The sequence below is a fragment of the Photobacterium alginatilyticum genome (assembly GCF_009910675.1).
GTDB classification, from domain to species: Bacteria; Pseudomonadota; Gammaproteobacteria; order Enterobacterales; family Vibrionaceae; genus Photobacterium; species Photobacterium alginatilyticum.
Genome location: NZ_RSEJ01000034.1, coordinates 1 through 26,901, shown reverse-complemented (window position 1 = coordinate 26,901; position 26,901 = coordinate 1). Strand labels below are relative to the sequence as shown.

The window sequence follows — 26,901 nt, the reverse complement described above, 5'->3', positions numbered from 1 at the left end:
CAAGCTATTTGAGGGCAGGGAGGGATCGGTCGCAAATTGGCGATAGCCGCATTCCCTAGAGTGATATTCTGTAAAAAGTGGAAAGCAGCGCACTTTTATATTAACTCTCTGATTGGTTTTACTTCACTGATTTACATACTCCTGTCTTGAGTTTACTGTAACTGAAAAGTACCATGGATACACCAGGCAGCATCGCTATCAGTGTAGATAGTTATGCTGCTTGGTATTCATTTTTAAGGGGAGATGGACATGTTTTCAGGAAGCATGGTAGCGCTAGTTACACCATTGGATGAAGCCGGCGAAGTTGATTACGCAGGTCTGGCTTCACTGGTGGAATACCACATTGCAGCAGGGACAGATGCAATTGTGGCAGTCGGGACCACGGGCGAATCAGCCACATTAACGGTTGATGAGCATGTAAAGGTGGTTTTGAAAACATTAGAATTTGCGAATGGCCGCATTCCGGTCATTGCCGGCACCGGTGCAAATGCAACCCACGAAGCCATCACCTTCAGTAAACTCTTTTCGGGCACTGGGGTCGCCGCTTGTCTGAGCGTGACGCCTTATTACAACAAGCCGACCCAGGAAGGCCTGTACCAGCATTATAAAGCGATTGCAGAAGCCACTGAATTGCCTCAGATCCTGTATAATGTGCCAGGACGTACTGCCGTTGATATGCTACCTGAAACGGTCGCCCGTCTCGCCAGGATCGATAATATTGTCGGGATTAAAGATGCAACCGGCGATTTAGCGCGAGTGCAAAAAACTCGGGAACTTTGTGGCGAAGACTTCATCCAACTAAGCGGCGATGATGCCACCGGGTTGGATTTTGTTGCCGCGGGTGGTCACGGGGTGATTTCGGTCACGGCGAATGTGGCTGCCGACGATATGGCAACCATGTTTAAGTTGGCGCTTTCTGGTCAGATTGATGCCGCACGAGAGATTAACGAGCGCTTGATGCCACTGCACAAGACATTGTTTGTCGAATCTAACCCAATTCCGGTTAAATGGGCAGCTCACCAACTTGGTTTGATTAAGCACGGGCAGTTGCGTTTGCCACTTACTGAGTTGAGCGAATCAGCACAACCTGCTGTCACTGCGGCGCTTAAGGACGCCAAAGTGCTGCCGTAATTTGCTAGAGCGTAGGAGCGCAGAAGCTTAATGAATTATAAATACAGGCTGGCGGTAACTGCTGTAATGGTTGCCACATTGGCGGGATGCTCTGGTGGAGCAGAACGTCGTCGCCAGGCAAATCAAGATTTTACCTATCTTGAGACAAAGCCGCTGGAATCGTGGACGTTGCCGAGCGGAGCTCAGGCCTCCCAGGTGAATGATTATGCGATTCCGGTCCAGCGCTTTCCCGGCGAGCTAGGTTCCGCGGTTGATATCCGTCCGCCTCAGCAGGTACTTGCGTTGATCCCCGGTGCGCGCACCGTCAAGGATGCAGACGGCGTCACACTGCTGTTGGCAAAGCCTGAAGAGCTGACCAAGGTATGGACGCTGACACAGCGTTTGATCGCCGAGCGGAATATCCAGCTACTTAGCCAGTCGGCCAATGTGATGGAAACAGACTGGGTGAACTGGGTTAACGAGGACGAGGAAAACCCGGTTGGCAGCCGATACCGGATTGAGAAATCCTCCGGTTCAGCAAACAATAGCTACAAGATCACTTTGGTTGACTGGCGTGAAGGCAGTGTTGAAAAACCAGTGTCAGCGATTAACAAAGAACGCTATAGCATTCTGATGACCAACCTGGTTACGTCTCGCTATGATCAGCAGGAACGTGAGTTGGCCAGACTGCGTGCCCAGGAACTGGTCAAGCAGATCCCTATCTCGATGGGTCAGGACCGCAGCGGTCTGCCGGTCATTATTGCCCGCGCACCATATAATGTGTTCTGGGAGCGTCTGCCGGATCTACTGGGACAACTTGGTTTTACTGTTGAAGGGCGTAACCGTTCTCAGGGTGTGGTCGAAGTGAAGTTCCGTTCCCCGGACGATGCATTCTGGACTGAACTTGGAACCAAGCCGATTCAGCTTGATGACCGTTCCTACAACCTCCAGCTAGGTGATTTGGGTAACCGGACATCGGTGAATGTGACAGACAGCGACGGTAAGCCTGTTACCGAGGAAGCCCTGAAGAGTCTGGCCCCGGTCTTCGCTGCTGCGATTGATCGTGCCAACAATAGCTAGTCTGCTGTTTGACAACGATTAAAGATAAAAAAACCGCTTCGGCAATGCCGTAGCGGTTTTTTTTATCAATCACTTTTATCAAACACTGGAGGTGTTTGTTATTTCACTTCTTCGCCTTTCGCCTGCATATCAGCATGGTATGAAGAGCGAACAAACGGGCCACAGGCTGCGTGGGTAAAGCCCAGCTCCAGGGCGATTTCTTTCAGCTCGTCAAACTCTGACGGTGGTACGTAGCGCTCAACAGGCAGGTGATGGCGGCTAGGTGCCAGGTACTGACCCAGCGTCAGCATAGTCACGCCGTGGGCGCGCAGGTCTTTCAGTACCTCGACAATCTCTTCTTTGGTTTCACCCAATCCCATCATCAGTCCCGACTTGGTCGGTACGTCCGGGTGCATTTCCTTGAATTTTTTCAGAAGATCCAATGACCACTGATAGTTGGCGCCAGGTCGTGCCTTACGGTACAGGCGAGGAGCCGTCTCTAGGTTGTGGTTGAAAACATCAGGCGGACTATCACGCAGAATATCCAGAGCGCGATCCATGCGGCCACGGAAGTCCGGTACCAGTGTTTCAATCTTAATCTCCGGGCTCTTGGCACGGATTTCACGGGTACAGTCAGCAAAGTGCTGGGCACCACCGTCACGCAGGTCATCACGGTCAACCGAGGTGACAACAACATAACGCAGCTTCATATCAGCAATTGTCTGTGCTAGCTGGGTTGGCTCTTCTGCATTAGGCGGTAGCGGACGGCCGTGTGCAACGTCGCAGAATGGGCAACGACGGGTACAGATTGCACCCAGAATCATAAAGGTTGCAGTACCGTGGTTAAAACATTCCGCCAGGTTCGGGCAAGAGGCTTCTTCACACACTGAGTGAAGGTTGTTCTTGCGCATCGCTGACTTGATGTCCTGAATACGCTGGCTGTCAGACGGAAGTTTGATCTTCATCCACTCCGGCTTGCGCAGCATTTCTTTCGGTGCTTCCTCTGTCATACTGCGGACAGGGATCAGCGCCATTTTATCGGCATCACGGTATTTGACACCTTGTTCGATTTTAATTGGTTTGCTCATATGAATTGCTTTCCGTTTTCCACTCAACGCTCTGGTAATCGAGCAGTTTGACTAGCTCTTCTATAAGTACAGGCTGAACTTCTGCCAGTTCAGATGGGCCATTCATTGTTGCTAGCTGGGTCATTTCCATCCCCTGATAGCCGCACGGGTTAATGCGTAAAAATGGCGCCAGGTCCATGTTAATATTGAGTGCCAGACCATGAAAAGAGCAACCTCGCCTGATACGAAGTCCAAGTGAGCATATCTTCTTGCCGTCGACATACACACCAGGGGCATCCGGGCGGGCATTGGACTCAACCCCAAAACGGGAAAGAGTGTTTATTACCGTATTCTCGATGTGAGTGACGAGGTCGCGCACGCCAAGTTTAATACGTCGCAGATCAATCAGAATATAAGCGACCTGCTGACCCGGACCGTGATAGGTTACCTGGCCGCCACGATCGCTTTGGACGACTGGGATATCGCCTGTATCGAGCAAGTGCTCGGCTTTTCCCGCCTGACCCTGGGTGAATACCGGATTGTGTTCAACCAGCCAGACTTCGTCTGTTGTATCCGAACCGCGTTGATCTGTGAATTCGTGCATGGCCTGCCAAGTTGCTTCGTAGTCTCGGCGACCAAGGTTCCGAATAATAATAGTTTTTTGCAATTTAACACCCATATTGTCACCAGGTTACACCTGGGTTAATGACACCACATGGGTGCATTATAAAACTTGGCGGACAGTTATACAGCCGCCAAATTGTAGGGACTTTCTGCGGTATTACAGTACCACACGGACAATATCAATCTCGCCCAGTTCTTTGTAAAGCGTCTCAACCTGCTCGATCGATGTTGCGGTGATCGAAACTGAAACGGCGCTGTAGGTACCCTTGCCGCTAGGTTTTACCGTCGGGCTATAATCGCCAGGTGCATGGCGCTGAATGACTTCAACAACCAGATCCGGTAGTTCAGGTTTGTTGTAACCCATTACCTTGTAGGAAAACTTACAAGGAAACTCGAGTAGGTCTTTTAGTTTTGGTTGTTCTTGCTGTTGCATTCTGAACTCCAGGGTTTTGCATTCGGTATTACTGTGTTTTAGCAGAGCATATTAATGGCTCAACCGCTATAAAACAAGCATCTGACTGTGGCGGTGGTGGGGGATAGATACAAAAAGAGGCAACATCCGTTGCCTCTTTCTATTGCTTTTCAGTAAGCTGGATTAGCTAAGCCAACCTTTGAACAGCAACATAATATAATCAATTAGGCGACTGAACAGACCACCTTCGTTAACATCATTTAACGCCAGCAGCGGGTACTCGGCAATATCTTCTTCGCCGACGCGGTAGTAAAGTTTGCCGACAACGTCACCCTTGGAAATCGGGGCCTTCAGCTCTTTTTCCAGTACGAAGCTGGCTTTCAGATCTTTGGTCTGGCCGCGAGGCAGGGTAACAAAGGTATCCTGGCTTACACCCAGAGACACTTCATCCGTATCGCCCATCCAGACTTTTTCGGTGACGAAGGTTTCGTTGGCTTTGTGCGGTGAAACCGTCTCGAAGAAACGGAAACCGTAATTCAGCAGTTTCTTGCTTTCAGCTTTACGGGCGTTCGGACTCTTGGTGCCCATCACGACCGAGATAAGGCGCATCTTACCTTCGGTTGCCGTGCTGACCAGGCTGTAACCGGCATTGTTGGTGTGGCCGGTCTTCAGGCCGTCAACATTGAGGCTTTTATCCCACAGCAGGCTGTTGCGGTTGTACTGGGTTATACCGTTATAAGTGAATGACTTTTCTTTATAGATCGCAAACTCTTCCGGTACATCACGGATCAGGCCTTGTGCCAGCAGCGCCATATCGTACGGCGTGGTAAGGAGTCTCGGGTTGTCCAGGCCGTGAACATTGGCAAAATTGGTGTTGTCCATGCCCAGCGTCTTGGCCCAGGCATTCATTAAATCGACAAACGACTCTTCAGAGCCAGCCACATGTTCAGCCATTGCGACACAGGCATCATTGCCCGACTGGATAATGATACCGCGGTTAAGGTCGGCAACTTTGACTTCGCTGCCCACTTCGATAAACATCTTTGACGAGCCCGGAAAGTTTTTGGCCCAGGCGTTTTTGCTGATCACTACGGTATCGTCCATCGAGATGTTGCCTCGATTGACTTCTTGGCCGATGACGTAGCTGGTCATCATTTTGGTCAGGCTGGCTGGTGGTATCTGAACATTTTCCTTGTTTCCGGCCAGAATCTTGCCGGAATGGTAGTCCATCAGGACATAGCCCTTAGCCGCAATCTGAGGGGCTTCAGGTACTACAGCTGGTGCAGCTGCGACAGAAGCTGAAGCTAGCAGAGTCGCCGATACAGCTACAGAACGAATAAGTGCAGCAGATTTCTTCATGATAGTTGTAACTTAATTTGTCGATTGCAAAAAAACTTTACACACTATATCAGATTGAAAACTTAGAACCAGTTTTGCCGCCTACGAAGGCTGCAAGTTTGGCATTCTTACGGTTCTCTGACATTAGTTGGTGTAAGACCGTTGTAGATAGAGTCGAGATTATTGTTTTTGTTCCAGTTCGCGTTGCGACGTTATGATAAAAGCCTGCGGGAACTGGCTGGTTTTGGCCTTGTCTCGCTGAAGTACGGCCTCGTCACGATCCAGATAGGGACCGAGGCGCAGGCGATAAACTTCAGCCGAGTCGGCTTTCTTCAGGTCGACCTGGGTAGCAAAGTCCTGTTCTAGCTGTGTGGCCATCTGCTTGGCTTTGGCCTCGTCGGTGACGGCAGCCAGTTGGACAAAATAAAAGTGCGGGTTGGCACTTTGCCATTCGTCGGTAGATGCCGGTTTGGAGATCTGGATCAGCTCAATCTTTACCGGGGCGGTGCCGTGCTTGACGACATCGAGCTTTACCGCCGCTGCCATACTCAAATCGATGATTCTCCCTTCATGAAAAGGACCGCGGTCATTGACCCGGACAATCGCTGTTTTGCCGTTATCGGTATTGGTGACCCTGACATAACTTGGCAGGGGCAGGGTTTTGTGCGCTGCTGTCATCGAGTACATGTCATAAATCTCGCCGTTCGAGGTTTTATGGCCATGGAACTTCTTGCCGTACCACGAGGCATAGCCTTCCTCGCTAAACGGTGTACTGGTATCAACGATTTGGTAGTCCTGGCCACGTAGCGTGTAGTCCTTGTTGCCTGCAAGACTCCTTGCTTCATAGCGTGGCTGGGCATCTTCGATATGATCCAGAGTCGGTGACGACTCAGGAGCGACATCATCGGCAATATCGTAGCGCTCATTGCTTGGTGCCGAGCTACAGCCTGCCAGTAGGAGTAATAATATAATTGGATACGCGCGCATTTAGGTCGCCTTAGACAACATTTTTCTGTGGGTGTGAATCGACATCAGGATCCCGAAGCCCGCCATCAGGGTAACCATGGAGGTTCCGCCATAGCTGACCAGAGGCAGGGGAACCCCTACCACCGGCAATAGTCCGCTGACCATGCCGATGTTAACAAAAATATAGACAAAGAAGCTCAGTACGATACTGCCGGCCATCATGCGGCCAAATGCCGTCTGGGCACGGCTGGCTAGCATCAGCCCCCGGCCAATAATGAACAGATAGATGGCGAGCAGGCAGATCACCCCGATCAGACCCCATTCCTCGGCAATCACAGCGAAGATAAAGTCGGTATGACGTTCAGGCAGAAACTCCAGCTGGGACTGGGTGCCCTGCATCCACCCCTTGCCGGTCATGCCGCCCGAGCCGATGGCTATTTTTGACTGGATGATATGGTAGCCGGCACCGAGCGGGTCGGATTCCGGGTTAAACAGGGTCAGGACCCGGGTACGCTGGTAGTCGCGCATCAGGAACAGCCATAACACCGGGATAAAGGCCCCGAGCAGCACTCCTGCAGCACCGATGATCCGCCAGCTGATCCCGGACAGGAACAGGACGAATACCCCTGAGGCGGCAATCAGAATCGATGTGCCCAGATCGGGTTGCTTGGCGATCAGCACGGTCGGAACGAATATCATGACAAGGGCAATGACGATATTACGAAAACTTGGTGGCAGCGGTTGGTTACCGATGAACCGCGCGACCATCAGTGGCACAGCCAGCTTGATCAGCTCCGAGGGCTGGAAGCGGACGAAGCCGAAGTTCAGCCAGCGCTGCGCCCCTTTAGATGCTTCGCCAAAGAACAGGACACCGAGCAACAACAGCAATCCGACCCCGAACAGGTAGGGGGCCCAGGTTTCATAGTGGCGCGGGGCAATCTGGGCGAGGATAAACATCACGCCCAGTGACAGGCACATGCGCACAGCCTGGCGTTCCATCATCGGCAGGCTCTGACCACTGGCGCTGTACATTACCATCAGGGCGAAAGCCATCAGTGCCAGAATACCCAGCAGCAGCGGCATATCGAGATGCAGGCGATCACTGAGAGTTCGTTTGTTTCCCGTCGCGGCCATGACACTCATCGGCTTACCTCAGTTAGTTTGGCACCAGTTGCTGGTTGTGATTGTTCCGGCTGCTTGGGTTTGAGCAGCATATGGTCAAAGATCTTCCGGGCGACCGGGCCGCCGTTGGACGAGCCGCCACCCGCATTTTCAAGTACCATGGACACGACAACTTCGGGTTTTTCATACGGGGCGAAGGCGGTAAACAAAGCGTGATCGCGCAGGTGCTCTTCCAGCTCTTCGGCGTTGTATTCCTGATCCTCGGCGAGGCCAAAGACCTGCGCTGAACCGGACTTGCCCCCGGCCTTGTATTCGGAGCCGTAAAACGCGCGGCGTGCCGTACCGCGTGTCCCGAACAATACCCGGTACATACCGTCTTTGGCGATGTCCCAGTACTTCTGGTCGACATTGGTAATCGGCGGATAGTCGTCAAACTTGGCCGGTACGCTAACCTCGCTGTCGATCACATCTTTGAGCAGGTGCGGCGCATGGACCAGACCGTTGTTGACCAGTACCGTCGTTGCCTTGGCAATCTGCAGCGGGGTTGCCGTCCAGTAACCCTGGCCGATCCCGACCGGAATGGTATCGCCCTGGTACCAAGGCTGGCGGAATCGCGCCTGTTTCCATTCCCGGGTCGGCATGTTGGCCTTGCTCTCTTCGTGAATATCGATGCCGGTATAGTCACCGTAGCCAAAGCGGCTCATCCATTCAGAAATGCGGTCGATACCGAGATCATAGGCAACCTGATAAAAGAAGGTATCGACGGACTCCTCGATGGCCTTGCTGATGTTGACCTTGCCGTGCCCCCAGCGCAGCCAGTCACGGAACGGGCGGCTTTTGGAGTTCGGGATCTTCCAGTAACCCGGATCATTACGGGTGGTACGGGTGGTGATCACCCCCTCGCTTAACGCGGCAACCGCAATCATAGGTTTCACGGTCGAGGCCGGCGGATATATCCCCAGGGTGACCCGGTTAACCAGCGGGCGGTTCTTGTCGTTCAGGAGCTCGCGGTATTTCTTGCCGGAAATACCGTGGACGAACAGGTTCGGATCGTAGCTCGGGCTCGATACCATGGCCAATACAGAAGAATCCCGCGGATCGAGAACCACCACCGAACCTCGTTTGTATTTGATGATTTCCTCGCCGGTATCCGGATCCTGGTTGCGTTCTGTCAGCAGCTCTTTGACATACAGCTGTAGTTCGATATCAAGGTTCAGGCGGATATCTTTGCCCGGAATAGGCGGGACGTATTTCAGGGTACGAATAACCCGGCCGCGGCTGTTGACCTCAACCTCCTGGTAGCCGGAAGTGCCGTGCAGCAAATCCTCGTAATATTTTTCGATCCCGAGCTTACCCATATCACGGGTGGCCTTGTAGTTGCTGATCTTCTCCTCGCGCTCGAGGCGCTGGAGATCGCGGTCGTTGATTTTGGCCACGTAGCCCAGCACATGGGTCAGTGCATCGCCATACGGGTAATGCCGCTTGAGGTAGGCCTTGACCTCGACACCCGGGAATTTATGCTGGTTGACTGAAAACAGGGCAACCTGCTGTTCGGACAGCTGGTTTAGAATAGGGACCGACTTGAAGCGACGGGTTCGGCGGCGCTCTTTGCGAAAGCGCTCGATATTCTCGTCGGTGATTGCCATCAGCGCCCTGAGGCGGGTAAAGGTGTCTTCAAGATCGGCGACTTTTTCCGTGGTGATCTCCAGCGAATAGACCGGGCGGTTCTCTGCCAGAAGGATCCCGTTGCGATCATAGATCAGCCCGCGGTTAGGAGAAACCGGGACAATTTTAATGCGGTTATCGTTGGAGCGGGTCTGGTAGTCTTCGTGTTGGCTGACCTGGATGTGATACAGGTTGGTCAGCAGCAGACCTACCAGCATGAGAATGCCGATAAATGAGACAAGAGCCCGGCGGAAAAAGAGCGCCGACTCAGCCCGATGGTCGCGGATCTGGGTTCGCTTTTGTCTCATTGGCAATTATTCTCTGTGGTAAGGGTGGTTAGCGGTAATGCTCCACGCGCGGTAGAGGCTTTCAGCCATCACCACCCGTACCAGAGGGTGGGGAAGCGTCAGAGGCGACAGTGACCAGCTTTGATCTGCCGCGGCTTTGCACGCAGGTGCCAGACCTTCCGGCCCGCCGATCAGGATCGAGACATCACGACCGTCCAGTTTCCAGCTTTCCAGCTGGCCTGCCAGCTGTTCGGTATCCCAGCGCTTGCCCGGAATATCCAGAGTAACAATGCGGTTCCCCTTAGGTACCGCAGCCAGCATAGCCTCGCCTTCTTTTTGCAGAATACGGGCGATATCGGCATTCTTGCCTCGTTTGCCGGCCGGAATTTCGATCAGTTCCAACGGCATGTCTTTCGGGAAGCGGCGGCTATATTCTTTATAGCCTTCCTCGATCCATTTGGGCATCTTGTTGCCCACAGCAATCAATTGAAGCTTCATTGTCAGTTAGCCCCAAAGCTTCTCCAGTTGATACAGGTTACGTGCGTCTTCCTGCATAATGTGCAGCATCACACTGCCCATGTCGACCACGACCCATTCGCCATCGTCTTCACCGCTGATGCCAAACGGAGGAAAATCGATCAGCTTTGACTCTTTGTTGACGTGATCCGCAATCGAGGCTACATGGCGATTAGATGTACCCGTACACACTACCATGAACTCCGTGATGCTCGACTTGCCGCGTACGTCAAGTGTCACAATGTCCTGGGCTTTAATATCGTCAACTTTATCAACAATAAAATCGTGTAGTTCTTGAACCTGCAAAGGAATCCCCTCATTTGAGTGATTGTTGTAATTTCGTTGGCCTCAGACCGATCTGAGTCACAATTTAGCGGCGCAGTATACCATGCACAACCCCGTTCGAAACAAGTTGGCAGTAACTTTACATAAATAGCGGATAATTAATTATCCGCTGCCGGAAGATAGCCGCCAGCCCGGTCTTGTTCCTAAAACGACTGGGTCATGGTATGCGTTCTGACGCCACACATTTCAGCACACAGGGCCGAGAGTGCCGGCCATGGCTGATAGTCAAAGTTGGTCTTGACCTCAACCTCGATGACCGCAAGCTGCTGCAGCAGCTGTACCAGTGTTTTAAGCGGCAGCCGGTGAAGCGCGCCGATATACACCTCCCGGCGGCTCTGCCAGATGCGGAACTGCTCGAAAATAATGTTCAGCGGGGTGCCCTTGCTGCCCAGTTCCTGCATTTTATACAGTTGGGTCAGTTCTCGCTGCAGGGTACGTAGCAGAATGACGGCTTCGATCCCTTCGCCTTCCAACTGACGCAGAACCCGCTGGCTGCGCTTGCTCTGTCCGGCCAGGACGGCATCGACAAGCTGGAACGGGGTGTAATGGTTATGGCGGCTCAGGGCTTCCTCCAGGCGGAGAACAGTCAGTGCGCCGTCCGGATAGAGCAAGGTCAGTTTTTGCAGGCTTTGTGCCAGTGCCAGCAGGTTTCCCTCATGCCATTGTGCCAGCATGAGAACGGATTCATGATCCGGATTGAGTCCCAGTTGCTGGCAGCGGGCCTGGATAAAGCGTGGCAGATGCCGGGCATCGGGGGTATTACATGGAACATACAGTCCCTGTTCGGCAACGGCCTTGAACCACTTGGCATTTTCCTGCTTCTTGTTCAGGCGCGGGCCATGCATCAGCAATAAAATATCGCTATGCAGGGTCGCCGTTACTTCTTGCAGTGACTTGGCCTGGTTGGCATTGAGGCCGCTTTCCGGTACTTCCAGCTCGATGATTTGGCGAGCAGAAAACAGGCTCATCGCCTGGGTACAGTCGAGTACCTGGTTCCAGTCTAGCTGGGCATCAATGGTAAAGGTGTGGCGTTCGTCAAAGCCGGCCTGCTGCGCGGCTTGTCGGATTTGCTGGCTGCACTCTTGTTTCAGCAAGGGTTCGTTGCCGAACAGTAGGTAGGCTTGACGCAGCCCCTTGTTCAGCTGCTGCGTCAGTTGTTCCGGATATATTCTCATTGTACTGTGTTGCTCGGGCTTGTCTCGTCGGCAAAGAGGGCATTGCCAGCCTGGGTGTCTTCCAGTGCTTCCGTGGTTATTGTGCTGTCGTAGGACCCATTGCCATTGTCCTCAAGCATCGCTTCCAGCTCTTCTTCTTCCAGCTTGTTGAATACGGCTGTCAGGCGGGCTAGCTGGCGCATGATCTGGCGAGAGGCCTGCTGGCGCATCTCGTCTTCAATCATGTCGCGCTCGACCGATTTTGCCAGCGCCGTTAACGGGTTGTCGAGGAAGGTGCGGTTGACCCGGGTGGTATAGCTCTGGCTGCCTTTTTCTGGAACGACGATGTTATAGCTGACCACATAGGTCAGTTCGTACTCCGCCGCCCGGCTGTTTTGGTACAGTGACAGGGTACGCTCGCCGAGCGATTCGCTGATCAGGTGCAGGTTCGGGACCTTGCTCGATGGCGGCACGGATTCGATACCATGCAGCTTGAACTGGGATTCAACCTGACGGGTTAGCTGGCCGTACTGGTCGAAACTGGTCAGGGATAGTTTGGCGATGTCATCGGGTAACATGTAGTTACCGCGAAGGTGGAAACCACAAGAGGCAGTGGCAAGAGCCATAACTGCGACAAAGAGGGTTCGGATTGTGCTTTTTAGAGAAAAGAAAGCTTTCACCGAGTCTGCTCCATGAATAATAGGTGGAAACTGACCGGTCAACATTGGTAAACCGGCAAAGAGAGTAGGTGGACCGGTTGGGTGCCACTTGTGGCTCCCGGTTTGCGGGAGCCACTGATTAGGCACTAATAAATTGCTTTAGTTCGCGACCTTTTTAGTTCGCAACAATATTCAGCAATTTACCAGGTACGTAGATCACTTTACGAATGGTCTTGTCGTCAGTGAACTTAGTGACGTTCTCATCGTTAAGGGCAAGTTCTTCAACCTGCTCTTTGGTTGAGTCAGCCGCTACGGTCAGCTTGGCGCGTAGTTTGCCGTTAACCTGAACGATGATCAGCTTTTCGTCTTCAACCAATGCCTTGGCATCTGCTTCCGGCCATACAGCCTGGTCGACGTTGCTTTCACCTAGCAGCTCCCACATTTCGAAACAGATGTGCGGAGTCATTGGGTATAGCATGCGGACGATAGCTTTTAGGGCTTCATCCAGCAGCGCACGGTCTTGTGCCGATTCCTGAGAGGCTTTCGCCAGCTTGTTCATCAGCTCCATGATGGCTGCAATCGCGGTATTGAACGTCTGGCGACGGCCAATATCATCGCCGACTTTGGCAATGGTCTTGTGAACATCGCGACGAAGTGCTTTCTGGTCCGAAGACAGGGCAGCAACATCGACGGCGTCAGCGGCACCTTTCGCGGCGTGCTCGTTAACCAGTTTCCAGACACGTTTCAGGAAGCGGTTCGCCCCTTCAACACCAGATTCCTGCCACTCAAGGGTCATGTCCGCCGGTGAAGCAAACATCATGAACAGACGCACGGTATCGGCACCGTACTTGTTGATCATTTCCTGCGGATCGATACCATTGTTCTTCGACTTGGACATCTTGGTCATGCCGGTATGAACGACATCGTTGCCCTCGTTGTCTGTTGCCTTGACGATACGGCCCTTCTCGTCACGCTCAATAGTGACATCGTTTGGTGATACCCATACTTTGGCACCTTTGTCGCTGGTGTAGTAGAAGGCATCAGCCAGTACCATACCCTGACATAGAAGCTGCTTGAACGGCTCGTCAGATTTTACGTAACCGGCATCACGTAGCAGTTTGTGGAAGAAGCGCGAGTACAGCAGGTGCATACAAGCGTGCTCGATACCACCAATGTACTGGTCTACCGGCAGCCAGTAGTTGGCTTTTTCCGGATCAAGAATATCGTCAGCCTGTGGCGAGCAGTAACGTGCGTAGTACCAAGACGACTCCATGAAGGTATCAAAGGTATCGGTTTCGCGCAGTGCCGGCTCACCGTTAAAGGTGGTCTTTGCCCACTCTTTATCAGCTTTGATTGGGCTGGTTACGCCGTCCATTACCACGTCTTCCGGTAGGATCACCGGTAGCTGGTCAGCGGGTACCGGGTGTACTTCACCGTCTTCAGTGGTGACCATCGGGATAGGCGCGCCCCAGTAACGCTGGCGAGATACACCCCAGTCACGCAGACGGAAGTTAACGGTCTTCTTACCTTTGCCTTCGGCTTCAAGCTTCGCAGCAATCGCATCGAACGCAGCCTGGAAGTTAAGGCCGTCAAATTCGCCAGAATCAAACAGGACACCTTTCTCGGTGTATGCCGCTTCTGACACGTCTAGTTCGCTACCGTCTTCTGGTTTGATAACAGGAACGATATCCAGGCCGTACTTGGTCGCGAATTCAAAGTCACGCTGATCGTGCGCAGGTACTGCCATTACCGCACCTGTGCCGTAATCCATCAGTACGAAGTTTGCGACGAATACAGGAACACGGCGGCCGTTTAGCGGGTGAATTGCGTAAAGGCCTGTTGCCATGCCTTTTTTCTCCATCGTTGCCAGCTCTGCTTCGGCAACTTTGGTGTTTTTGCATTCTTCGTTGAATGCCGCAAGTTCAGGGTTTGATTTCGCGGCTAGCTCAGCCAGTGGGTGACCGGCTGCGATACCCACGTATGTTACACCCATCAGGGTATCAGGACGTGTGGTGTACACTTCCAGCGGTGTGTTCTGGCCTTCTACCTCGAAAGACAGCTCGACACCTTCAGAGCGGCCAATCCAGTTTCGCTGCATGGTTTTCACCATGTCAGGCCAACCGTCAAGGTTGTCCAGATCGTCAAGTAGCTCTTGGGCGTATTCAGTGATTTTGATGAACCACTGCGGGATCTCTTTTTGCTCTACCGGGGTATCACAACGCCAGCAGCAGCCGTCTTCTACCTGCTCGTTAGCCAGTACCGTCTGGTCGTTCGGACACCAGTTTACAGACGAGGTTTTCTTGTAAACCAAGCCCTTGTTGTACAGCTTAGCGAAAAACTCTTGTTCCCAGCGGTAGTACTCTGGAGTACAGGTCGCGAATTCACGGCTCCAGTCGTAGCCCAGGCCCAGTGATTTCAGCTGGTTTTTCATGTACTCAATGTTTTCATAAGTCCATGGTGCTGGCGCGGTGTTGTTTTTAACAGCGGCGTTTTCTGCCGGCAGGCCAAATGCGTCCCAACCAATTGGTTGCATCACGTTTTTGCCTTGCAGACGCTGGTAACGAGAAACAACATCACCGATGGTGTAGTTACGAACGTGACCCATGTGCAGTCGACCGCTTGGGTACGGGAACATGGAGAGACAGTAGAATTTTTCTTTATTTGGGTCTTCACTTACAACAAAGGTCTTGTTGTTGTCCCAGTGTTCTTGAACTTTCTGTTCAATGTCCTGTGGGCGATATTGTTCTTGCATCGATGACATCCAGGATTTTGTGAGTTGAGTACAAACACATTCAATATAATCGACATAGAATAACTAAAGGTAGAGGTGTCAACAATAGCTGAGGCCAATTCGGAGAGTAATTGTTAGTTCTGGTCTCGATAGTTGGAGATTTTGGCTCTAATAGAGCAACGAGCGCACTGAGATGGGAGGTGATTTATGCCTAAGCAAAAAAAGGATTATGAAGCGCTGCTCGAACAGGTAACAGAAACCCTGAAACATAGCCCCGAAGAACTTAAGCACTGGGCTGAAACCACCGCGAAATACCGCCAGGCAGCCAGTGACATGACCAAGGATGAATGGGCCCTGATTTCAGCCTACCTGAAACGGGATCTCAAGGAATTCGGCAAAAATGTCGAAGAAAGCCCCGAGCCTTTCTCGGAAAGCCCGTTCTACCGGGTGGTGTCGGAAACTATCTGGGAAGGATTGGCTGAAATTACCGACAAAACCCAAATCGAATGGCACGAGGTGATGGACGACCTTCACCACCAGGGTGTCTATCAGGCCGGAGAAATCATCGGGTTGGGCAACCTGGTCTGTGAAAAGTGTGGGCACCATGAGCTGATCACACACGTGAAGAAAATTGAACCTTGTTTGAAGTGCGGCCACACCCAGTTTACCCGTCGGCCGTTGTCCCCTTAACCCTTTAAACCGTAAAAACGCGGGCTTTACAGCCCGCGATAACCCCTATTTACACTGACCTAGCTTGTTCCACACGCTCCAGGCTGCGCTGAAATCGGCTGGTGACTGGCTCTGGGTCCACCAGTTGGCCTGGTAGGCAATGCCGTTTTGCTGGGCTTGCTCGCCGGCCAGGTAGATGTGGCTGGCTGCCCACTGCGGGATATTGCTGCAATCGACGGTACCCGGTCCAGGATTGGGCTTGGGGGTTGGCTCGATCCCTTTCACCCGCTGCAGGGCGGCAAAGGTGTCGGCAATACCTGTACCGCAGTTGGCGGTATTACAGCTGCTGCCGGCCGGGAAGGCTCTTGAGGTCTCGGTAATGTACTGCTCGACTTGATCCGGTGTCAGGCTGGCATCGAGCGAATACATCAGCGCGGCGATACCGGCTACATGTGGTGCTGCCATACTGGTTCCCATCGAATAGTCATAGCTGTGCTGTGCGGCTTGCCGCTGGCCTGTGTTGTAGGTCGACAGGATCCCGCCCGAACGCCCGCCGCCCGGTGCTGCCACGTCTATCAATCTGCCGAAGTTGGAATAAAAGGCACGGCTGCCTTCCTTGTTGTTGGACGCGACAGAGATGACGCCCTGACAACTGCCGGGAGTGAACCCGCTGACATCCTGGTTGCTATTACCCGCCGCAACAACCACTGACGCCCCTTTGGCCCTGACATCATTGATGGCCTGCTGGTAGGTATGTCCGCACGCGCCTTTGCCACCCAGGCTGAGATTCAGTACTTTGGCAGGGTAGGGGTTGGCCGGAACACCAGCGACAGGCAGGCCTGCGGCCCAGCGCATGCCGTCGGTAATATCGGAGGTATAGCCGCCGCAGGCTCCGAGCACACGAACCGGCAGGACACTGGCTGACCAGGCGACCCCGGTGACACCCTGGCCGTTATTGCCTTCGGCCGCTACGGTACCGGCGACATGGGTACCATGCCAGGAAGACGTTCGGTCTCGCGGCGGATAGTTGGGACCGCACTGACCGGCAACCAGCCAGTCACCTTCGTCGGTCGCATCGCTATCCCGGCCGTTGCCGTCACGGGCCTTTTCGGCATCTTTGATAAAGTCGTAGCCGGGCAGGAGATTGTTCATCAAATCCGGATGGTCGGGCAGTATACCGGTATCGATAACGGCCACCACCACGTCGGCTCCGCCGGTAGTGAGATCCCAGGCCTTGGGCAGGTTGAGCCCGCTGACGGATGACGAGTAGTGCCACTGCCTGGTGTATTCGGGATCATTCGGGATAGCTGTCGGCCACATGATCCGGTCGGGCTCGGCATATTCAATATTGGGATCTTGCTTGAGCTGCTCGATAACCGCCCCGAGCTTTTGCTGCTCGGTGACTTTCAGTATATGGGTGTCATTGGCGCTGGCTCTTACATACTGAATATCAGCTCCGAATGCCTGCTGCAGCTGGTTAATGCTGTGTTGCGGTGTGGTCTCGGAAAGCATCGCGGCACTGCTGCTACGGTATTTGACGATGATTTGATCGGTGACAGGCTCATTGCTTTGCGCGAAAGCCGGGCTGCTGGCGATCATCACCGCCAGCGCAGAGAGTAATGTTCTCATGATTCTTCCTTGTTCCGTTATTCTTATTGGGTAAGTTTGTTGCTCGCTCTCTAGTGTTCATGTTTTCGGGGTATTATCAGAAGAAATAATAAGACTCTAGATGCATATCAATGAAATAAATGTCCATTGCAGCCGTCTTGTTTGCAGGTGTGATATTTGCTGGAAAAATATATCGGTCGATGTTAGTTGGCTGGTGAATGATTCTGGTATTGAGGTTCAGACTCTGGGTGAAATGCTGTGTTGCACGCTGGGGACGGGCGGCTATGTAACTGTGGCTATGCGGCAGTGGCCATGTGAGGGAGAATTGTGAAGGCAGTTGGCTGGAGGAGAGGTGTCGGTGAGACATGTTGTTCATGCCCCACCGATGTTGTCTGGTTAGTTTCGCGGTTCAAAGCTGAACGTTTGTCCGGCAAGTGATGCTTCGATCATCATGCCGCCCTTGGCATAGGTAAAGATAGCGATGCCGTTGGTATAGCTGGCATCGATAAACTGCTGGCCCGAGCTGGCACTGAGGCCGGCGGTTCCGGCCTTGGCCTGCGCCCCCTCGGTCAGCGCGACGGCAGATGCCTGGGCGTCGAGTTCAAAATTGCCGCTGGTAAAGCGTTCGTAAGCCCGTTTGTCTTGGAAGAAAATGATTTCACTGTACGACTGGCCACCGAACTGCAAGCCAAAGGAAACCTGATAGAGTTTGGCCGAGCCAGTAACCGCTCCGGCTTTATAGACGGTGCCGCTACCGTAAGCCCCGCCGATCCAAAAACCGCCTTTGCCTACCGAAGGAAACACCGCATAGCCATAGGCTGAATCAAAAAACGGTTGGGTTTGGCTGGCTGACTGAAAATGGCTCAAGGTGGCCTGGGTATCAATATTTTCCTCGGCGACGGAACCGGAGGCAATGCAGAGCAGGGCAAGTGAACCCAACATAGCGAACAGTCGGTTGACGGCTTTCATAGGCTGCTTCCTTGTTGGAACTGGGCGGTATTTATAACTACTTTCATAGTAGCAATATCAATAAAAAGGCGAAGGGTTTACCTTCGCCTTGTCAGTTCCTATTCAGCTTACCTGCGAGTATCGCTATCCGAGCAAGTCTTTGTTCAGGTTACCTTATTCAATCTCTTGCGGTCGGTGATCACGAAAGTGTCCCGCCCGGCGCTTGATGAGGATCATCGAGAGAGTGAGCGACCAGAGGATATAGATATAGAGCGGCCAGCTACCCAGGGAAGTATAAGGCGTTAGCCCTTCGGTCGGCACAACCGTTGCTCGCAGGACGGCGGTTTCAAACTGCGGCAGCTGCTTGGTAATTTGGCCACGATGATCGACAACACCGGTGACGCCATTGTTGGTTGCCCGAAGCAGGGGCTTGCCGAGCTCCAGCGAGCGCATCTGCGCAATCTCCATATGCTGGAACGGGCCGATAGAGGTACCGAACCAGGCATCGTTGGAGAGGGTCAGGAGAAGCTCGGTATCGATGCCGACGTTTTGGCGAACCTGCTCGCTGAAGGCAATTTCGTAACAGAGTGCCGGTGCCAGCGAGTAACCGCTGGCTTCCAGGTTGGGCTGGATAAAGCCGCCGCGGCTAAACGAAGACATCGGCAGGTTGAACAGCGGGGCTAACGGGCGGAGCAAATCACCAAACGGCACAAATTCGCCAAACGGCAACAGGTGATGCTTGCTGTAGCGGGTGGCATTTTCATACTGGTAAGGACCGTCGGTATTCATGCCCAGCGTCAGGATATTATTGAAATACTCACCGTTGTCTTTTTGATCCAGCACGCCGGTTATAACAGTACTGCCATTGTTGCGGGCGGCACTGTCAAGATTCTGCAGGAAGGTGGGTACCTGTGTCTCCAGTGCCGGGATGGCGGCCTCAGGCCAGATGATCAGATCGGCATCCCAGTTTTCGCGGGTCAGATCGGTGTATTTCATCAGGGTCGGCCAGCGCTGGCTCGGTAGCCACTTGAGCTCCTGGGGCACATTGCCCTGGATCAGTGCCACATCGACACTTTTCTCCGGGGCCGGAACAACCCACTGGATGCTGTTGGCCAGGCTGCTGAAGCTAAGGATCAGAAGCGGGATTAGCAGAGGTTTCCAGTTGCGGTCACACCAGGCGGCAACCAGGGAGCCGCTGATTAAGACTAAGGCAAGGGTGATCCCTTCGACCCCGAGAATAGGCGCAATACCGGACAGCGGGCTGTCAATCTGGCTATAGCCCATCCACAGCCACGGAAAGCCAGTCAGGAACCAGCCCCGGAACCAGTCTAGCAACAGCCAGATCACCGGACCGCTCAGCAGCAGCTGGTGGAATGGCCGGCCCCGGTTGAAGCGGTTGAACAGGGCACCGAATGCTGCCGTAAACAGCGACAGGTAGCTGATCAGCATGCTCATGAGAAACAGACTGGCCAGTTTGGGCATGCCGCCAAAGGTATCGATACTGACATGCACCCAGCTAATGCCGGTGCCAAACAGGCCTAGCCCCCACAGGAAGCCGATCAAAGCTGAGCGTTTGATACTCTGGTGCTGGAGCAGGTAGAAAAAGCAGAAAAGGGAAACCGGTGCGAGAAACCAGTAGTTATAGGGAGCAAACGAAAGGGTGGCAAGCGCACCCGCCGGGACAGCGGCTGCGAGCTGTCCCAACGTAATGAATGAATTTTTTTTCATTATCTATGATGTAGTTGTCGGTTGGTGTGCTTCGTGAGGCACGGTCACTTGCAACTGAATAACCCGTCGGCTGTCGGCAGATGTTACCTTGAATGAGTAGCCATCAAGCTCAACAACTTCGCCCCGGTTCGGCAGATGACCGAAACTGGTCATGATCAGGCCGCCGACGGTGTCGACCTCTTCATCGCTGAAGTGGGTCTGGAACATGTCATTGAAGTCTTCGATGGTCGTCAGTGCCTTGACCGCGAAAGTGTGCTTACTTAACTGACGGATATCCTCTTCTTCCTCATCGTCGAATTCGTCTTCGATTTCGCCGACAATCTGTTCCAGGATGTCCTCGATGGTGATAACACCTGATACCCCGCCAAACTCGTCGACGACGATCGCCATGTGATAGCGCTCCTCGCGGAACTCCTTCAGCAGGCGGTCTACGCGCTTGCTTTCCGGTACGACAACGGCCGGACGAAGCACTTTGTCCATATCGAATGGCTCGCTATTTGGGAGCAGGTAACGCAGCAGATCTTTGGCCAGCAATATGCCTTCGACATGATCTTTGTCATCACTGATCACCGGGTAGCGGGAGTGTTGGGTATCTACAATTAAATCAATCAGGTCCTCTAACTTCTGAGAACGTTCGATGGTGACCATCTGCGAGCGCGGGATCATGATGTCACGAACACGCATTTCAGATATTTCCATCACACCTTCGAGCATGTCGCGGGTGTCGTGGTCAATCAAATCGTTGACTTCCGAATCTCGGAAGACCTCGACCAGTTCCTCGCGGTTTTGAGGTTCACCTTGGAACAGTTGGCCGATACGTTCAAAGAAGGACTTTCTACTCGGACCTTCAGAATTTTGTGAGTTATCTTCGTTCATTGCTTTAAGAAAAAATTCTCTCAGTTAAGTGGCTGTGCCACGGGGTGCTATCTGATACCTCACCGGGTGTATCCGGCCGAGGTATCTATACGACAACGGTTTTCCGATAATGTTACCGTTTTTCTTCGGCGTACGGATCGGTGAAACCCATGTTTTCCATAATTTCCGTTTCCAAAGATTCCATTTCTTCGGCTTCATCATCATCGATATGATCATAACCTAGCAGATGGAGACTGCCGTGTACAACCATATGTGCCCAGTGGGCATTCAGGGGTTTATCCTGCTCTTTTGCCTCTTTTTCGACAACTTGACGACAGATGATCAGGTCACCCAGCAGATCTAACTCTACCCCCGGTGGCGCTTCAAATGGGAATGACAATACGTTGGTCGGTTTGTCCTTACCGCGGTACTCGTGGTTCAGGGCATGGCTCTCGGCGCCGTCGACAAGACGGACCGTGACTTCGGCATCAGCCTGGAACGGGGAGATGGCCGCATTGAGCCATTGCTGAAAGTCAGCTTCGTTTGGCATGCCTTCCTGGCTTTCAGTGGCATATTGCAGATCGAGATAAATCGCCATTAGTTACTTTTTTCCGGTTCGGTAAGGGAGGCAGCGGCTTGTTGCAGGGCCTGCTGCTCTTCGCGGCGGCGCTGTTCGGCCTGCTTGCGTTGTTTCTGGTCTTCGGTTTCCCATACTTCATAGGCTTGTACGATTCGCGCGACCACAGGGTGGCGAACAACATCGTCGGCCTGGAAGAAGTTAAAGCTGATCTCGTCGACATCCGCCAGGACCTCGATCGCATGACGCAGACCGGAGCGGGCACCGCGCGGCAGGTCGATCTGGGTAACGTCACCGGTGATCACGGCCCGGGAATTGAAACCGATACGGGTCAGGAACATTTTCATCTGCTCGACCGTGGTGTTCTGGCTTTCGTCAAGAATGATAAAGGCGTCATTCAGGGTACGGCCACGCATGTAAGCCAGCGGGGCAACTTCAATCACGTTGCGCTCGATGAGCTTCTCGACACGCTCGAAGCCCAGCATTTCGAACAGGGCATCGTAGAGCGGACGCAGGTACGGGTCGACTTTCTGGCTCAGATCACCTGGCAGGAAGCCCAGTTTTTCACCGGCTTCAACCGCAGGGCGGGTCAGCAGAATACGGCGAATTTCCTGGCGCTCGAGAGCATCGACGGCGGCTGCCACGGCCAGGTAGGTTTTACCGGTACCGGCAGGGCCTACACCAAAGGTAATGTCATGGGTAACCATGTTGGTGATGTACTGGGCCTGATTTGGCGTACGCGGTTTGATCACCCCTTTTTTGGTCTTGATGGTGGCTTCTTTGCCGTAAGGGATGGTGCTCTCGGTGGTTTGCTCAAGTACGCCGCATTCTTTGATTGCCAGATGAATCTGCTCGGGTTCGATATCGGGGATCGTATTGCGAACCGGTGCCGTATCGACATACAGAGTTTTGATGATATGGGCAGCAGCCTGGGCTGTATGGGGCTGGCCGACAACGCTGAAGCTGTTGCCACGGTGGTTGATTTCTACACCCAAACGGCGTTCAAGTTGTTTGATATTGTCGTCGAAAGGGCCGCAAAGGCTGGAAAGGCGCTGGTTGTTGGCGGGTTCCAGATTGAATTCTACAGTGTTAATTTTGCTCAAGATTTGCCTCTCATTGCGGTCGCCCGGAGAGCCAGGCGACCATTTGTTCAGGGCGCGTCCTACTGGTATTCAGACAGGCGTTATACTATGGAGTATATACGCCTACACCCAATTCATCTTCTTTACGTGTTTTCTCCATCACCTCGGTTGGTGACATCGCCACACGCAGGTCCATTTCGGCCTCGGTACGAACCAGATCGCCACGCAGTGAGTTGGTGAATACGTCAGTGATCTTCACGTCTACAAACTGGCCGATCAGCTCGGCAGAGCCTTCGAAGTTGACCACTCGGTTATTTTCGGTACGGCCACGCAGCTCCATGATGTTCTTCTTCGACGGGCCTTCAACCAGAATACGCTGTTCGGTGTCCAGCATCTGGCGAGAGTAGCGCATCGCCTGAGTATTGATCTGTTGCTGCAGCTCGTACAAGCGCTCTTTTTTAACATTCTCTGGCAGATCACAAGGATAGTCCGCTGCCGGTGTGCCCGGGCGGGCCGAGAAGATAAAGCTGAAGCTCATGTCGAAATCGATATCGCGGATCAGCTTCATGGTGTCCTGGAAGTCCTGATCACTCTCGCCCGGGAAGGCGACAATGAAGTCTGAGCTGATAGTGATATCCGGGCGAGCCTTACGTAGCTTGCGGATCTTAGACTTGTACTCCAGTGCCGTGTGCGGACGCTTCATCATGGTCAGGATGCGATCCGAGCCGCTCTGTACCGGAAGATGCAGGAAGCTCACCAGCTCCGGCGTGTCTTCGTATACGGCAATGATGTCGTCGGTAAACTCGATTGGATGGCTGGTGGTATAGCGGATACGGTCGATACCATCGATAGCCGCAACCAGGCGCAACAGCTCGGCAAAGGTGGCGATATCATCGTCGTGAGTCGCACCGCGGTAGGCGTTAACGTTCTGGCCTAGCAGGTTGACTTCACGTACGCCTTGCTCGGCAAGCTGGGCCACCTCGAACAGGACATCATCCAGCGGGCGGCTGACTTCCTCACCGCGGGTGTAAGGCACCACGCAGTAAGTACAGTATTTAGAACAGCCTTCCATGATGGATACGAATGCTGTCGCGCCATCTGCGCGAGGCTCCGGCAGGCTGTCGAATTTTTCGATTTCAGGGAAAGAGATGTCCATCACTGGCGCATGATCAGACTGCGACTGTTTGATCATCTCTGGCAGGCGGTGCAGGGTCTGCGGGCCAAAGATAACATCCACGTAAGGGGCGCGCTGACGAATTGAGTCGCCTTCTTGAGTTGCTACACAACCGCCCACACCAATCACTAGGTTCGGCTTCTTGTCTTTCAGTGTCTTCCAGCGGCCTAGCTGGTGGAAAACTTTTTCTTGTGCCTTTTCACGGATTGAGCAGGTGTTCAGTAGCAGAACGTCTGCTTCTTCTGGTTCTTCCGTTAACTCGAAGCCATTGGCTGCATTTAGAAGATCGGCCATTTTTGATGAATCGTATTCGTTCATCTGGCAGCCCCAGGTTTTAATAAGCAGTTTCTTAGCCATGTCTAACTCTTCACTCGTAGTGTTTATTCATTGCATTCAACATTGCTTCATTCGGCCAACAGTACGTTAAACGAGCTGTTCGCTGTAGCAAGCCGCGTATTGTACTGCTTTAAACCCGGCCTGACCAGAACATCACCACCCCGATTAAAGTATGGTTTTTGGAATTAGGGACTACTTATTGTATTTACTGCCGTTTGCCGGGTCGCGGATAGCGGGCGAAAGTGCGGGCACGGCGCTATAGCTGGTTCAGCGCCCCCTTGCCCAACTGGCGCATTTGCCGGGTGATCCACCGGCTGCGCTTGCTGACGTAGGCACTCATTGGGTTGGCCTTGATCTTATAGGGGTTGGGCAATACGGCGGCGAGCTGGGCGGCCTGCTGGGCCGACAGCCGACTTGACGGGATCGCAAAATAGTTCTGGCTGGCAGCTTCTATCCCATAGAGACCCGGACCAAACTCGATGATATTGAGGTAGACCTCGAGAATGCGCTGTTTGTCCCAGATGAGCTCCATCAGCAGGGCAAAGTACAGCTCAACTCCTTTTCGGAGAAACGAGCGGGCGGGGAAGAGAAAGAGGTTTTTCGCCGTTTGCTGGGTGATGGTGCTGCCTCCTCGGTTGGGCCCATCGGCACCGGTCTTTTTGAGTATGCCAAGTACAGCATTGACATCGATGCCGTGATGACTGGGAAAACGCTGATCCTCGGAGGCGATGACGGCCAGCTGGGCATTGGGCGAGATATCCCGAAGCTCGGTCCAGAGGTGTGTCGTCTGTTCCGGATAGCCTGCCGGCGGAAACAGACTGCGGTGGATCTTCCAGCCCCAGATGGGTGGGTCAATGTATTTTAACGTTGCGACCAGCACGACTGGCAGGCCAAGCGCTAACAGTACAAGTCGGAATAACCAGCGTTTGAGTCGAGCGATCACCGGTGATGTCACCTTCTAGCTAAGTTTGGTGTCCTATCATAGTAAAGAAATATGCGAAGGGGCAGAGTTCAGAGGAATTTCCGAAGGATTATCGCTGATGGCGAAAGGGGAATCAGGTAACATGGGGGTAATTATTTGACTCCGTTACGGAATGTCAGATCCAGATAGTTAATCTGTTTACACCGTTTGGTATAGCACTGAGATGAGACCAGATATGGAACAATATGATGTAGTCGTTGCAGGTGGCGGGATGGTTGGTGCCGCGACGGCACTGGGGCTGGCACAGCAAGGGCTGACTGTCGCCGTGATTGAAGGTATGGCGCCACAGCCTTATCACCCGGAGCAGCCAATGGATCTGCGGGTGTCTGCAATTTCCCCCAACTCGGTAGCCCTGCTGATGCGCCTGGGTGCCTGGGATAGCATTTTGCAGATGCGGCTCTGTCCCTTCAAGCGTCTGGAAACCTGGGAGCACCCGGAGTGCCGTACCCGGTTCAGCGCCGATGAAATGAACCTGGATCGCCTGGGCTATATCGTGGAAAACCGTATTATTCAGCTAAGCCTGTGGCAGCAGTTTGACGACTATCCCAATTTATCGCTGCTTTGTCCTGCCCGTATGACAACGGCAACACAGGCTGGCGAAGGCTATTGCATCGAGCTTGATAACGGACGTCAGCTGCAAGCCAAATTGCTGGTCGGGGCCGATGGCGCCAACTCGCAGGTGCGTCAGCAGGCCGGGATCGGGATCACGGCCTGGGACTATCGTCAGCACTGCATGCTGATCAATGTCGAGACGGCGCTGCCGCAGCAAGATATTACCTGGCAGATGTTTACGCCCCGTGGTCCGCGCTCGTTTCTTCCGTTGCCGGGCCATCAGGGCTCATTAGTGTGGTACGACAGCCCCAAGCGGATCAAGCAGCTCAGTGCGATGACGGCAGAGCAGCTTCATGAGCAGATTGCCGCACATTTCCCGGCAGAGCTCGGGGAGTTCAAGGTGCTCAACCATGGCAGTTTCCCGCTGACCCGCCGTCATGCGCAGCACTATTACCAGCCAGGAGTGGTATTGCTCGGCGATGCGGCCCATACCATTAATCCGCTCGCCGGTCAGGGTGTCAATCTCGGCTTCAAGGATGTCGATGTATTGCTGCACGAGATCGAGAAGGCAGGAAAGGCGTGGGCAGAGCCGACGGTACTGAAAGCCTACGAGTTCCGTCGCCGGCCGGACAACCTGCTGATGCAGAGCGGTATGGATTTTTTCTATACTACCTTCAGCAATTCTCTGCTGCCGATCAAGCTGCTGCGTAACGCGGGGTTGAAGCTGGCCGAGCATACCGGTCCGGTTAAAAAGCAGGTATTGAAATACGCAATGGGAATGTAGGAAGCTTAGCGAGTCCTGCAGATAAAGAAAAAGCCGAATGTTATCAATACATTCGGCTTAACAACCAGAGAGATACGATCATTTTGTAGGTTGTAAAAACAGTACTATCAGCAGTTAGCTTTACTGCAGACATAAGAAAACCCACCAAAAGGTGGGTTTTTCAATATGGTGCGGAAGGAGAGACTTGAACTCTCACACCTTGCGGCGCCAGAACCTAAATCTGGTGCGTCTACCAATTCCGCCACTTCCGCAATACTTATCGTCTTATCTTGATCATAGCATCAAGTATCAACACGCTAAGTAAAAGATGGCAGGGCTACCTGGATTCGAACCAGGGGATGACGGGATCAAAACCCGTTGCCTTACCGCTTGGCGATAGCCCTTCAGCTTGCTCGTTAGAGCGCTCTCGAAGAGAGTTAATCAGAGAATGGTGCGGAAGGAGAGACTTGAACTCTCACACCTTGCGGCGCCAGAACCTAAATCTGGTGCGTCTACCAATTCCGCCACTTCCGCATTTATTCAGCCATGACGAGCTGATGTAACTCTGATTG

The 26,901-nt window shown here is 53.2% G+C and carries 24 protein-coding genes and 3 tRNA genes; 4 read left to right on the top strand and 23 right to left on the bottom strand.

Going from position 1 to position 26,901, the window contains the following annotated elements; all coding sequences use genetic code 11:
• Positions 1 to 249 precede the first annotated feature (249 nt).
• On the top strand, positions 250 to 1,131 hold the full coding sequence (gene dapA, locus EIZ48_RS24340) for a 4-hydroxy-tetrahydrodipicolinate synthase (protein WP_160657494.1): 882 nt from the start codon (positions 250 to 252) through the stop codon (positions 1,129 to 1,131).
• A gap of 30 nt (positions 1,132 to 1,161) precedes the next feature.
• Positions 1,162 to 2,190: an outer membrane protein assembly factor BamC gene (gene bamC, locus EIZ48_RS24335; protein ID WP_160657492.1), complete on the top strand. Its 1,029-nt coding sequence runs from the start codon at positions 1,162 to 1,164 to the stop codon at positions 2,188 to 2,190.
• A gap of 98 nt (positions 2,191 to 2,288) precedes the next feature.
• Here bamC and lipA read toward each other — a convergent pair whose 3' ends face one another.
• The 12 genes from lipA to leuS form a co-directional block, all read right to left on the bottom strand.
• Complete coding sequence (gene lipA / locus EIZ48_RS24330) at positions 2,289 to 3,257, bottom strand: lipoyl synthase (RefSeq protein ID WP_160657490.1); 969 nt, start codon at positions 3,255 to 3,257, stop codon at positions 2,289 to 2,291.
• The gene (lipB, locus tag EIZ48_RS24325) at positions 3,241 to 3,915 is read right to left on the bottom strand and encodes a lipoyl(octanoyl) transferase LipB (protein WP_439126595.1); all 675 of its coding nucleotides are present in this window, start codon (positions 3,913 to 3,915) and stop codon (positions 3,241 to 3,243) included. Before lipB ends, lipA begins: the two co-directional genes overlap by 17 nt.
• Before the next feature lie 102 nt (positions 3,916 to 4,017).
• Positions 4,018 to 4,293, bottom strand: coding sequence for a DUF493 family protein YbeD (gene ybeD / locus EIZ48_RS24320; protein ID WP_075764973.1), 276 nt, complete (start codon positions 4,291 to 4,293; stop codon positions 4,018 to 4,020).
• 162 nt (positions 4,294 to 4,455) lie between these two features.
• Positions 4,456 to 5,631, bottom strand: a complete 1,176-nt coding sequence (locus tag EIZ48_RS24315) for a serine hydrolase (RefSeq protein WP_160657488.1) — start codon at positions 5,629 to 5,631, stop codon at positions 4,456 to 4,458.
• A gap of 159 nt (positions 5,632 to 5,790) precedes the next feature.
• The gene (locus EIZ48_RS24310; protein ID WP_160657486.1) at positions 5,791 to 6,597 is read right to left on the bottom strand and encodes a septal ring lytic transglycosylase RlpA family protein; all 807 of its coding nucleotides are present in this window, start codon (positions 6,595 to 6,597) and stop codon (positions 5,791 to 5,793) included.
• Positions 6,598 to 7,719, bottom strand: coding sequence for a rod shape-determining protein RodA (gene rodA, locus EIZ48_RS24305; RefSeq protein WP_160657484.1), 1,122 nt, complete (start codon positions 7,717 to 7,719; stop codon positions 6,598 to 6,600).
• A complete protein-coding gene (gene mrdA / locus EIZ48_RS24300) occupies positions 7,716 to 9,671 on the bottom strand; it encodes a penicillin-binding protein 2 (protein WP_160657482.1) in 1,956 nt (651 codons plus the stop codon). The genes rodA and mrdA overlap by 4 nt, the downstream gene beginning before the upstream one ends.
• A 6-nt stretch (positions 9,672 to 9,677) precedes the next feature.
• The gene (rlmH, locus tag EIZ48_RS24295) at positions 9,678 to 10,148 is read right to left on the bottom strand and encodes a 23S rRNA (pseudouridine(1915)-N(3))-methyltransferase RlmH (protein WP_075764963.1); all 471 of its coding nucleotides are present in this window, start codon (positions 10,146 to 10,148) and stop codon (positions 9,678 to 9,680) included.
• 6 nt (positions 10,149 to 10,154) lie between these two features.
• Entirely contained in the window at positions 10,155 to 10,472 is a 318-nt protein-coding gene (rsfS, locus tag EIZ48_RS24290; protein WP_160657480.1) for a ribosome silencing factor, read from the bottom strand.
• A 182-nt stretch (positions 10,473 to 10,654) separates the two neighbouring features.
• Positions 10,655 to 11,686 carry a DNA polymerase III subunit delta gene (holA, locus tag EIZ48_RS24285; protein ID WP_160657478.1) on the bottom strand — a complete coding sequence of 344 codons (1,032 nt, stop codon included), beginning with the start codon at positions 11,684 to 11,686 and terminating at the stop codon, positions 10,655 to 10,657.
• On the bottom strand, positions 11,683 to 12,345 hold the full coding sequence (locus tag EIZ48_RS24280) for an LPS assembly lipoprotein LptE (RefSeq protein ID WP_160657476.1): 663 nt from the start codon (positions 12,343 to 12,345) through the stop codon (positions 11,683 to 11,685). Before EIZ48_RS24280 ends, holA begins: the two co-directional genes overlap by 4 nt.
• Positions 12,346 to 12,499: 154 nt before the next feature.
• Positions 12,500 to 15,076, bottom strand: coding sequence for a leucine--tRNA ligase (leuS, locus tag EIZ48_RS24275; RefSeq protein ID WP_160657474.1), 2,577 nt, complete (start codon positions 15,074 to 15,076; stop codon positions 12,500 to 12,502).
• A gap of 186 nt (positions 15,077 to 15,262) precedes the next feature.
• Here leuS and EIZ48_RS24270 point away from each other — a divergent pair, with 186 nt between their 5' ends.
• The gene (locus EIZ48_RS24270) at positions 15,263 to 15,745 is read left to right on the top strand and encodes a zinc ribbon-containing protein (protein WP_160657473.1); all 483 of its coding nucleotides are present in this window, start codon (positions 15,263 to 15,265) and stop codon (positions 15,743 to 15,745) included.
• 45 nt (positions 15,746 to 15,790) lie between these two features.
• On the opposite strand, the gene EIZ48_RS24265 is transcribed toward EIZ48_RS24270, so the two are convergent.
• From EIZ48_RS24265 to mtgA, 8 genes are all read right to left on the bottom strand, one after another.
• Positions 15,791 to 17,353: a S8 family serine peptidase gene (locus tag EIZ48_RS24265; RefSeq protein ID WP_160657471.1), complete on the bottom strand. Its 1,563-nt coding sequence runs from the start codon at positions 17,351 to 17,353 to the stop codon at positions 15,791 to 15,793.
• Between the two features lie 375 nt (positions 17,354 to 17,728).
• Positions 17,729 to 18,301, bottom strand: a complete 573-nt coding sequence (locus EIZ48_RS24260; RefSeq protein ID WP_160657468.1) for a lipid-binding SYLF domain-containing protein — start codon at positions 18,299 to 18,301, stop codon at positions 17,729 to 17,731.
• Positions 18,302 to 18,454: 153 nt separating this feature from the next.
• The gene (lnt, locus tag EIZ48_RS24255; protein ID WP_160657467.1) at positions 18,455 to 20,008 is read right to left on the bottom strand and encodes an apolipoprotein N-acyltransferase; all 1,554 of its coding nucleotides are present in this window, start codon (positions 20,006 to 20,008) and stop codon (positions 18,455 to 18,457) included.
• A gap of 3 nt (positions 20,009 to 20,011) precedes the next feature.
• Complete coding sequence (gene corC, locus EIZ48_RS24250) at positions 20,012 to 20,884, bottom strand: CNNM family magnesium/cobalt transport protein CorC (protein ID WP_160657465.1); 873 nt, start codon at positions 20,882 to 20,884, stop codon at positions 20,012 to 20,014.
• Positions 20,885 to 20,996: 112 nt separating this feature from the next.
• Entirely contained in the window at positions 20,997 to 21,461 is a 465-nt protein-coding gene (ybeY, locus tag EIZ48_RS24245) for an rRNA maturation RNase YbeY (protein WP_160657463.1), read from the bottom strand.
• On the bottom strand, positions 21,461 to 22,546 hold the full coding sequence (locus tag EIZ48_RS24240; RefSeq protein WP_160657551.1) for a PhoH family protein: 1,086 nt from the start codon (positions 22,544 to 22,546) through the stop codon (positions 21,461 to 21,463). The genes ybeY and EIZ48_RS24240 overlap by 1 nt, the downstream gene beginning before the upstream one ends.
• A gap of 82 nt (positions 22,547 to 22,628) precedes the next feature.
• The gene (gene miaB / locus EIZ48_RS24235; protein ID WP_160657461.1) at positions 22,629 to 24,053 is read right to left on the bottom strand and encodes a tRNA (N6-isopentenyl adenosine(37)-C2)-methylthiotransferase MiaB; all 1,425 of its coding nucleotides are present in this window, start codon (positions 24,051 to 24,053) and stop codon (positions 22,629 to 22,631) included.
• Positions 24,054 to 24,288: 235 nt separating this feature from the next.
• Positions 24,289 to 24,975, bottom strand: coding sequence for a monofunctional biosynthetic peptidoglycan transglycosylase (gene mtgA, locus EIZ48_RS24230; protein ID WP_160657459.1), 687 nt, complete (start codon positions 24,973 to 24,975; stop codon positions 24,289 to 24,291).
• 214 nt (positions 24,976 to 25,189) lie between these two features.
• On the opposite strand from mtgA, the gene EIZ48_RS24225 reads away from it, so the two are divergent.
• Complete coding sequence (locus EIZ48_RS24225; RefSeq protein ID WP_160657457.1) at positions 25,190 to 26,350, top strand: 2-octaprenyl-3-methyl-6-methoxy-1,4-benzoquinol hydroxylase; 1,161 nt, start codon at positions 25,190 to 25,192, stop codon at positions 26,348 to 26,350.
• Positions 26,351 to 26,516: 166 nt separating this feature from the next.
• Here EIZ48_RS24225 and EIZ48_RS24220 read toward each other — a convergent pair.
• From EIZ48_RS24220 to EIZ48_RS24210, 3 genes are all read right to left on the bottom strand, one after another.
• Positions 26,517 to 26,601: transfer RNA gene (locus EIZ48_RS24220), tRNA-Leu, on the bottom strand.
• 57 nt (positions 26,602 to 26,658) lie between these two features.
• Positions 26,659 to 26,733: transfer RNA gene (locus tag EIZ48_RS24215), tRNA-Gln, on the bottom strand.
• A 45-nt stretch (positions 26,734 to 26,778) separates the two neighbouring features.
• A tRNA-Leu gene (locus EIZ48_RS24210) sits at positions 26,779 to 26,863 on the bottom strand.
• Positions 26,864 to 26,901 lie beyond the last annotated feature (38 nt).

What these genes read in the sequence shown, in the direction of transcription:
- dapA (WP_160657494.1), top strand. Translation starts at nt 250, where the DNA reads ATGTTTTCAGGAAGCATGGTAGCGCTAGTTACACCATTGGATGAAGCC.
- bamC (WP_160657492.1), top strand. Translation starts at nt 1,162, where the DNA reads ATGAATTATAAATACAGGCTGGCGGTAACTGCTGTAATGGTTGCCACA.
- lipA (WP_160657490.1), bottom strand. Translation starts at nt 3,257, where the DNA reads ATGAGCAAACCAATTAAAATCGAACAAGGTGTCAAATACCGTGATGCC.
- lipB (WP_439126595.1), bottom strand. Translation starts at nt 3,915, where the DNA reads ATGGGTGTTAAATTGCAAAAAACTATTATTATTCGGAACCTTGGTCGC.
- ybeD (WP_075764973.1), bottom strand. Translation starts at nt 4,293, where the DNA reads ATGCAACAGCAAGAACAACCAAAACTAAAAGACCTACTCGAGTTTCCT.
- EIZ48_RS24315 (WP_160657488.1), bottom strand. Translation starts at nt 5,631, where the DNA reads ATGAAGAAATCTGCTGCACTTATTCGTTCTGTAGCTGTATCGGCGACT.
- EIZ48_RS24310 (WP_160657486.1), bottom strand. Translation starts at nt 6,597, where the DNA reads ATGCGCGCGTATCCAATTATATTATTACTCCTACTGGCAGGCTGTAGC.
- rodA (WP_160657484.1), bottom strand. Translation starts at nt 7,719, where the DNA reads ATGAGTGTCATGGCCGCGACGGGAAACAAACGAACTCTCAGTGATCGC.
- mrdA (WP_160657482.1), bottom strand. Translation starts at nt 9,671, where the DNA reads ATGAGACAAAAGCGAACCCAGATCCGCGACCATCGGGCTGAGTCGGCG.
- rlmH (WP_075764963.1), bottom strand. Translation starts at nt 10,148, where the DNA reads ATGAAGCTTCAATTGATTGCTGTGGGCAACAAGATGCCCAAATGGATC.
- holA (WP_160657478.1), bottom strand. Translation starts at nt 11,686, where the DNA reads ATGAGAATATATCCGGAACAACTGACGCAGCAGCTGAACAAGGGGCTG.
- leuS (WP_160657474.1), bottom strand. Translation starts at nt 15,076, where the DNA reads ATGCAAGAACAATATCGCCCACAGGACATTGAACAGAAAGTTCAAGAA.
- EIZ48_RS24270 (WP_160657473.1), top strand. Translation starts at nt 15,263, where the DNA reads ATGCCTAAGCAAAAAAAGGATTATGAAGCGCTGCTCGAACAGGTAACA.
- EIZ48_RS24265 (WP_160657471.1), bottom strand. Translation starts at nt 17,353, where the DNA reads ATGAGAACATTACTCTCTGCGCTGGCGGTGATGATCGCCAGCAGCCCG.
- EIZ48_RS24260 (WP_160657468.1), bottom strand. Translation starts at nt 18,301, where the DNA reads ATGAAAGCCGTCAACCGACTGTTCGCTATGTTGGGTTCACTTGCCCTG.
- lnt (WP_160657467.1), bottom strand. Translation starts at nt 20,008, where the DNA reads ATGAAAAAAAATTCATTCATTACGTTGGGACAGCTCGCAGCCGCTGTC.
- corC (WP_160657465.1), bottom strand. Translation starts at nt 20,884, where the DNA reads ATGAACGAAGATAACTCACAAAATTCTGAAGGTCCGAGTAGAAAGTCC.
- ybeY (WP_160657463.1), bottom strand. Translation starts at nt 21,461, where the DNA reads ATGGCGATTTATCTCGATCTGCAATATGCCACTGAAAGCCAGGAAGGC.
- miaB (WP_160657461.1), bottom strand. Translation starts at nt 24,053, where the DNA reads ATGGCTAAGAAACTGCTTATTAAAACCTGGGGCTGCCAGATGAACGAA.
- EIZ48_RS24225 (WP_160657457.1), top strand. Translation starts at nt 25,190, where the DNA reads ATGGAACAATATGATGTAGTCGTTGCAGGTGGCGGGATGGTTGGTGCC.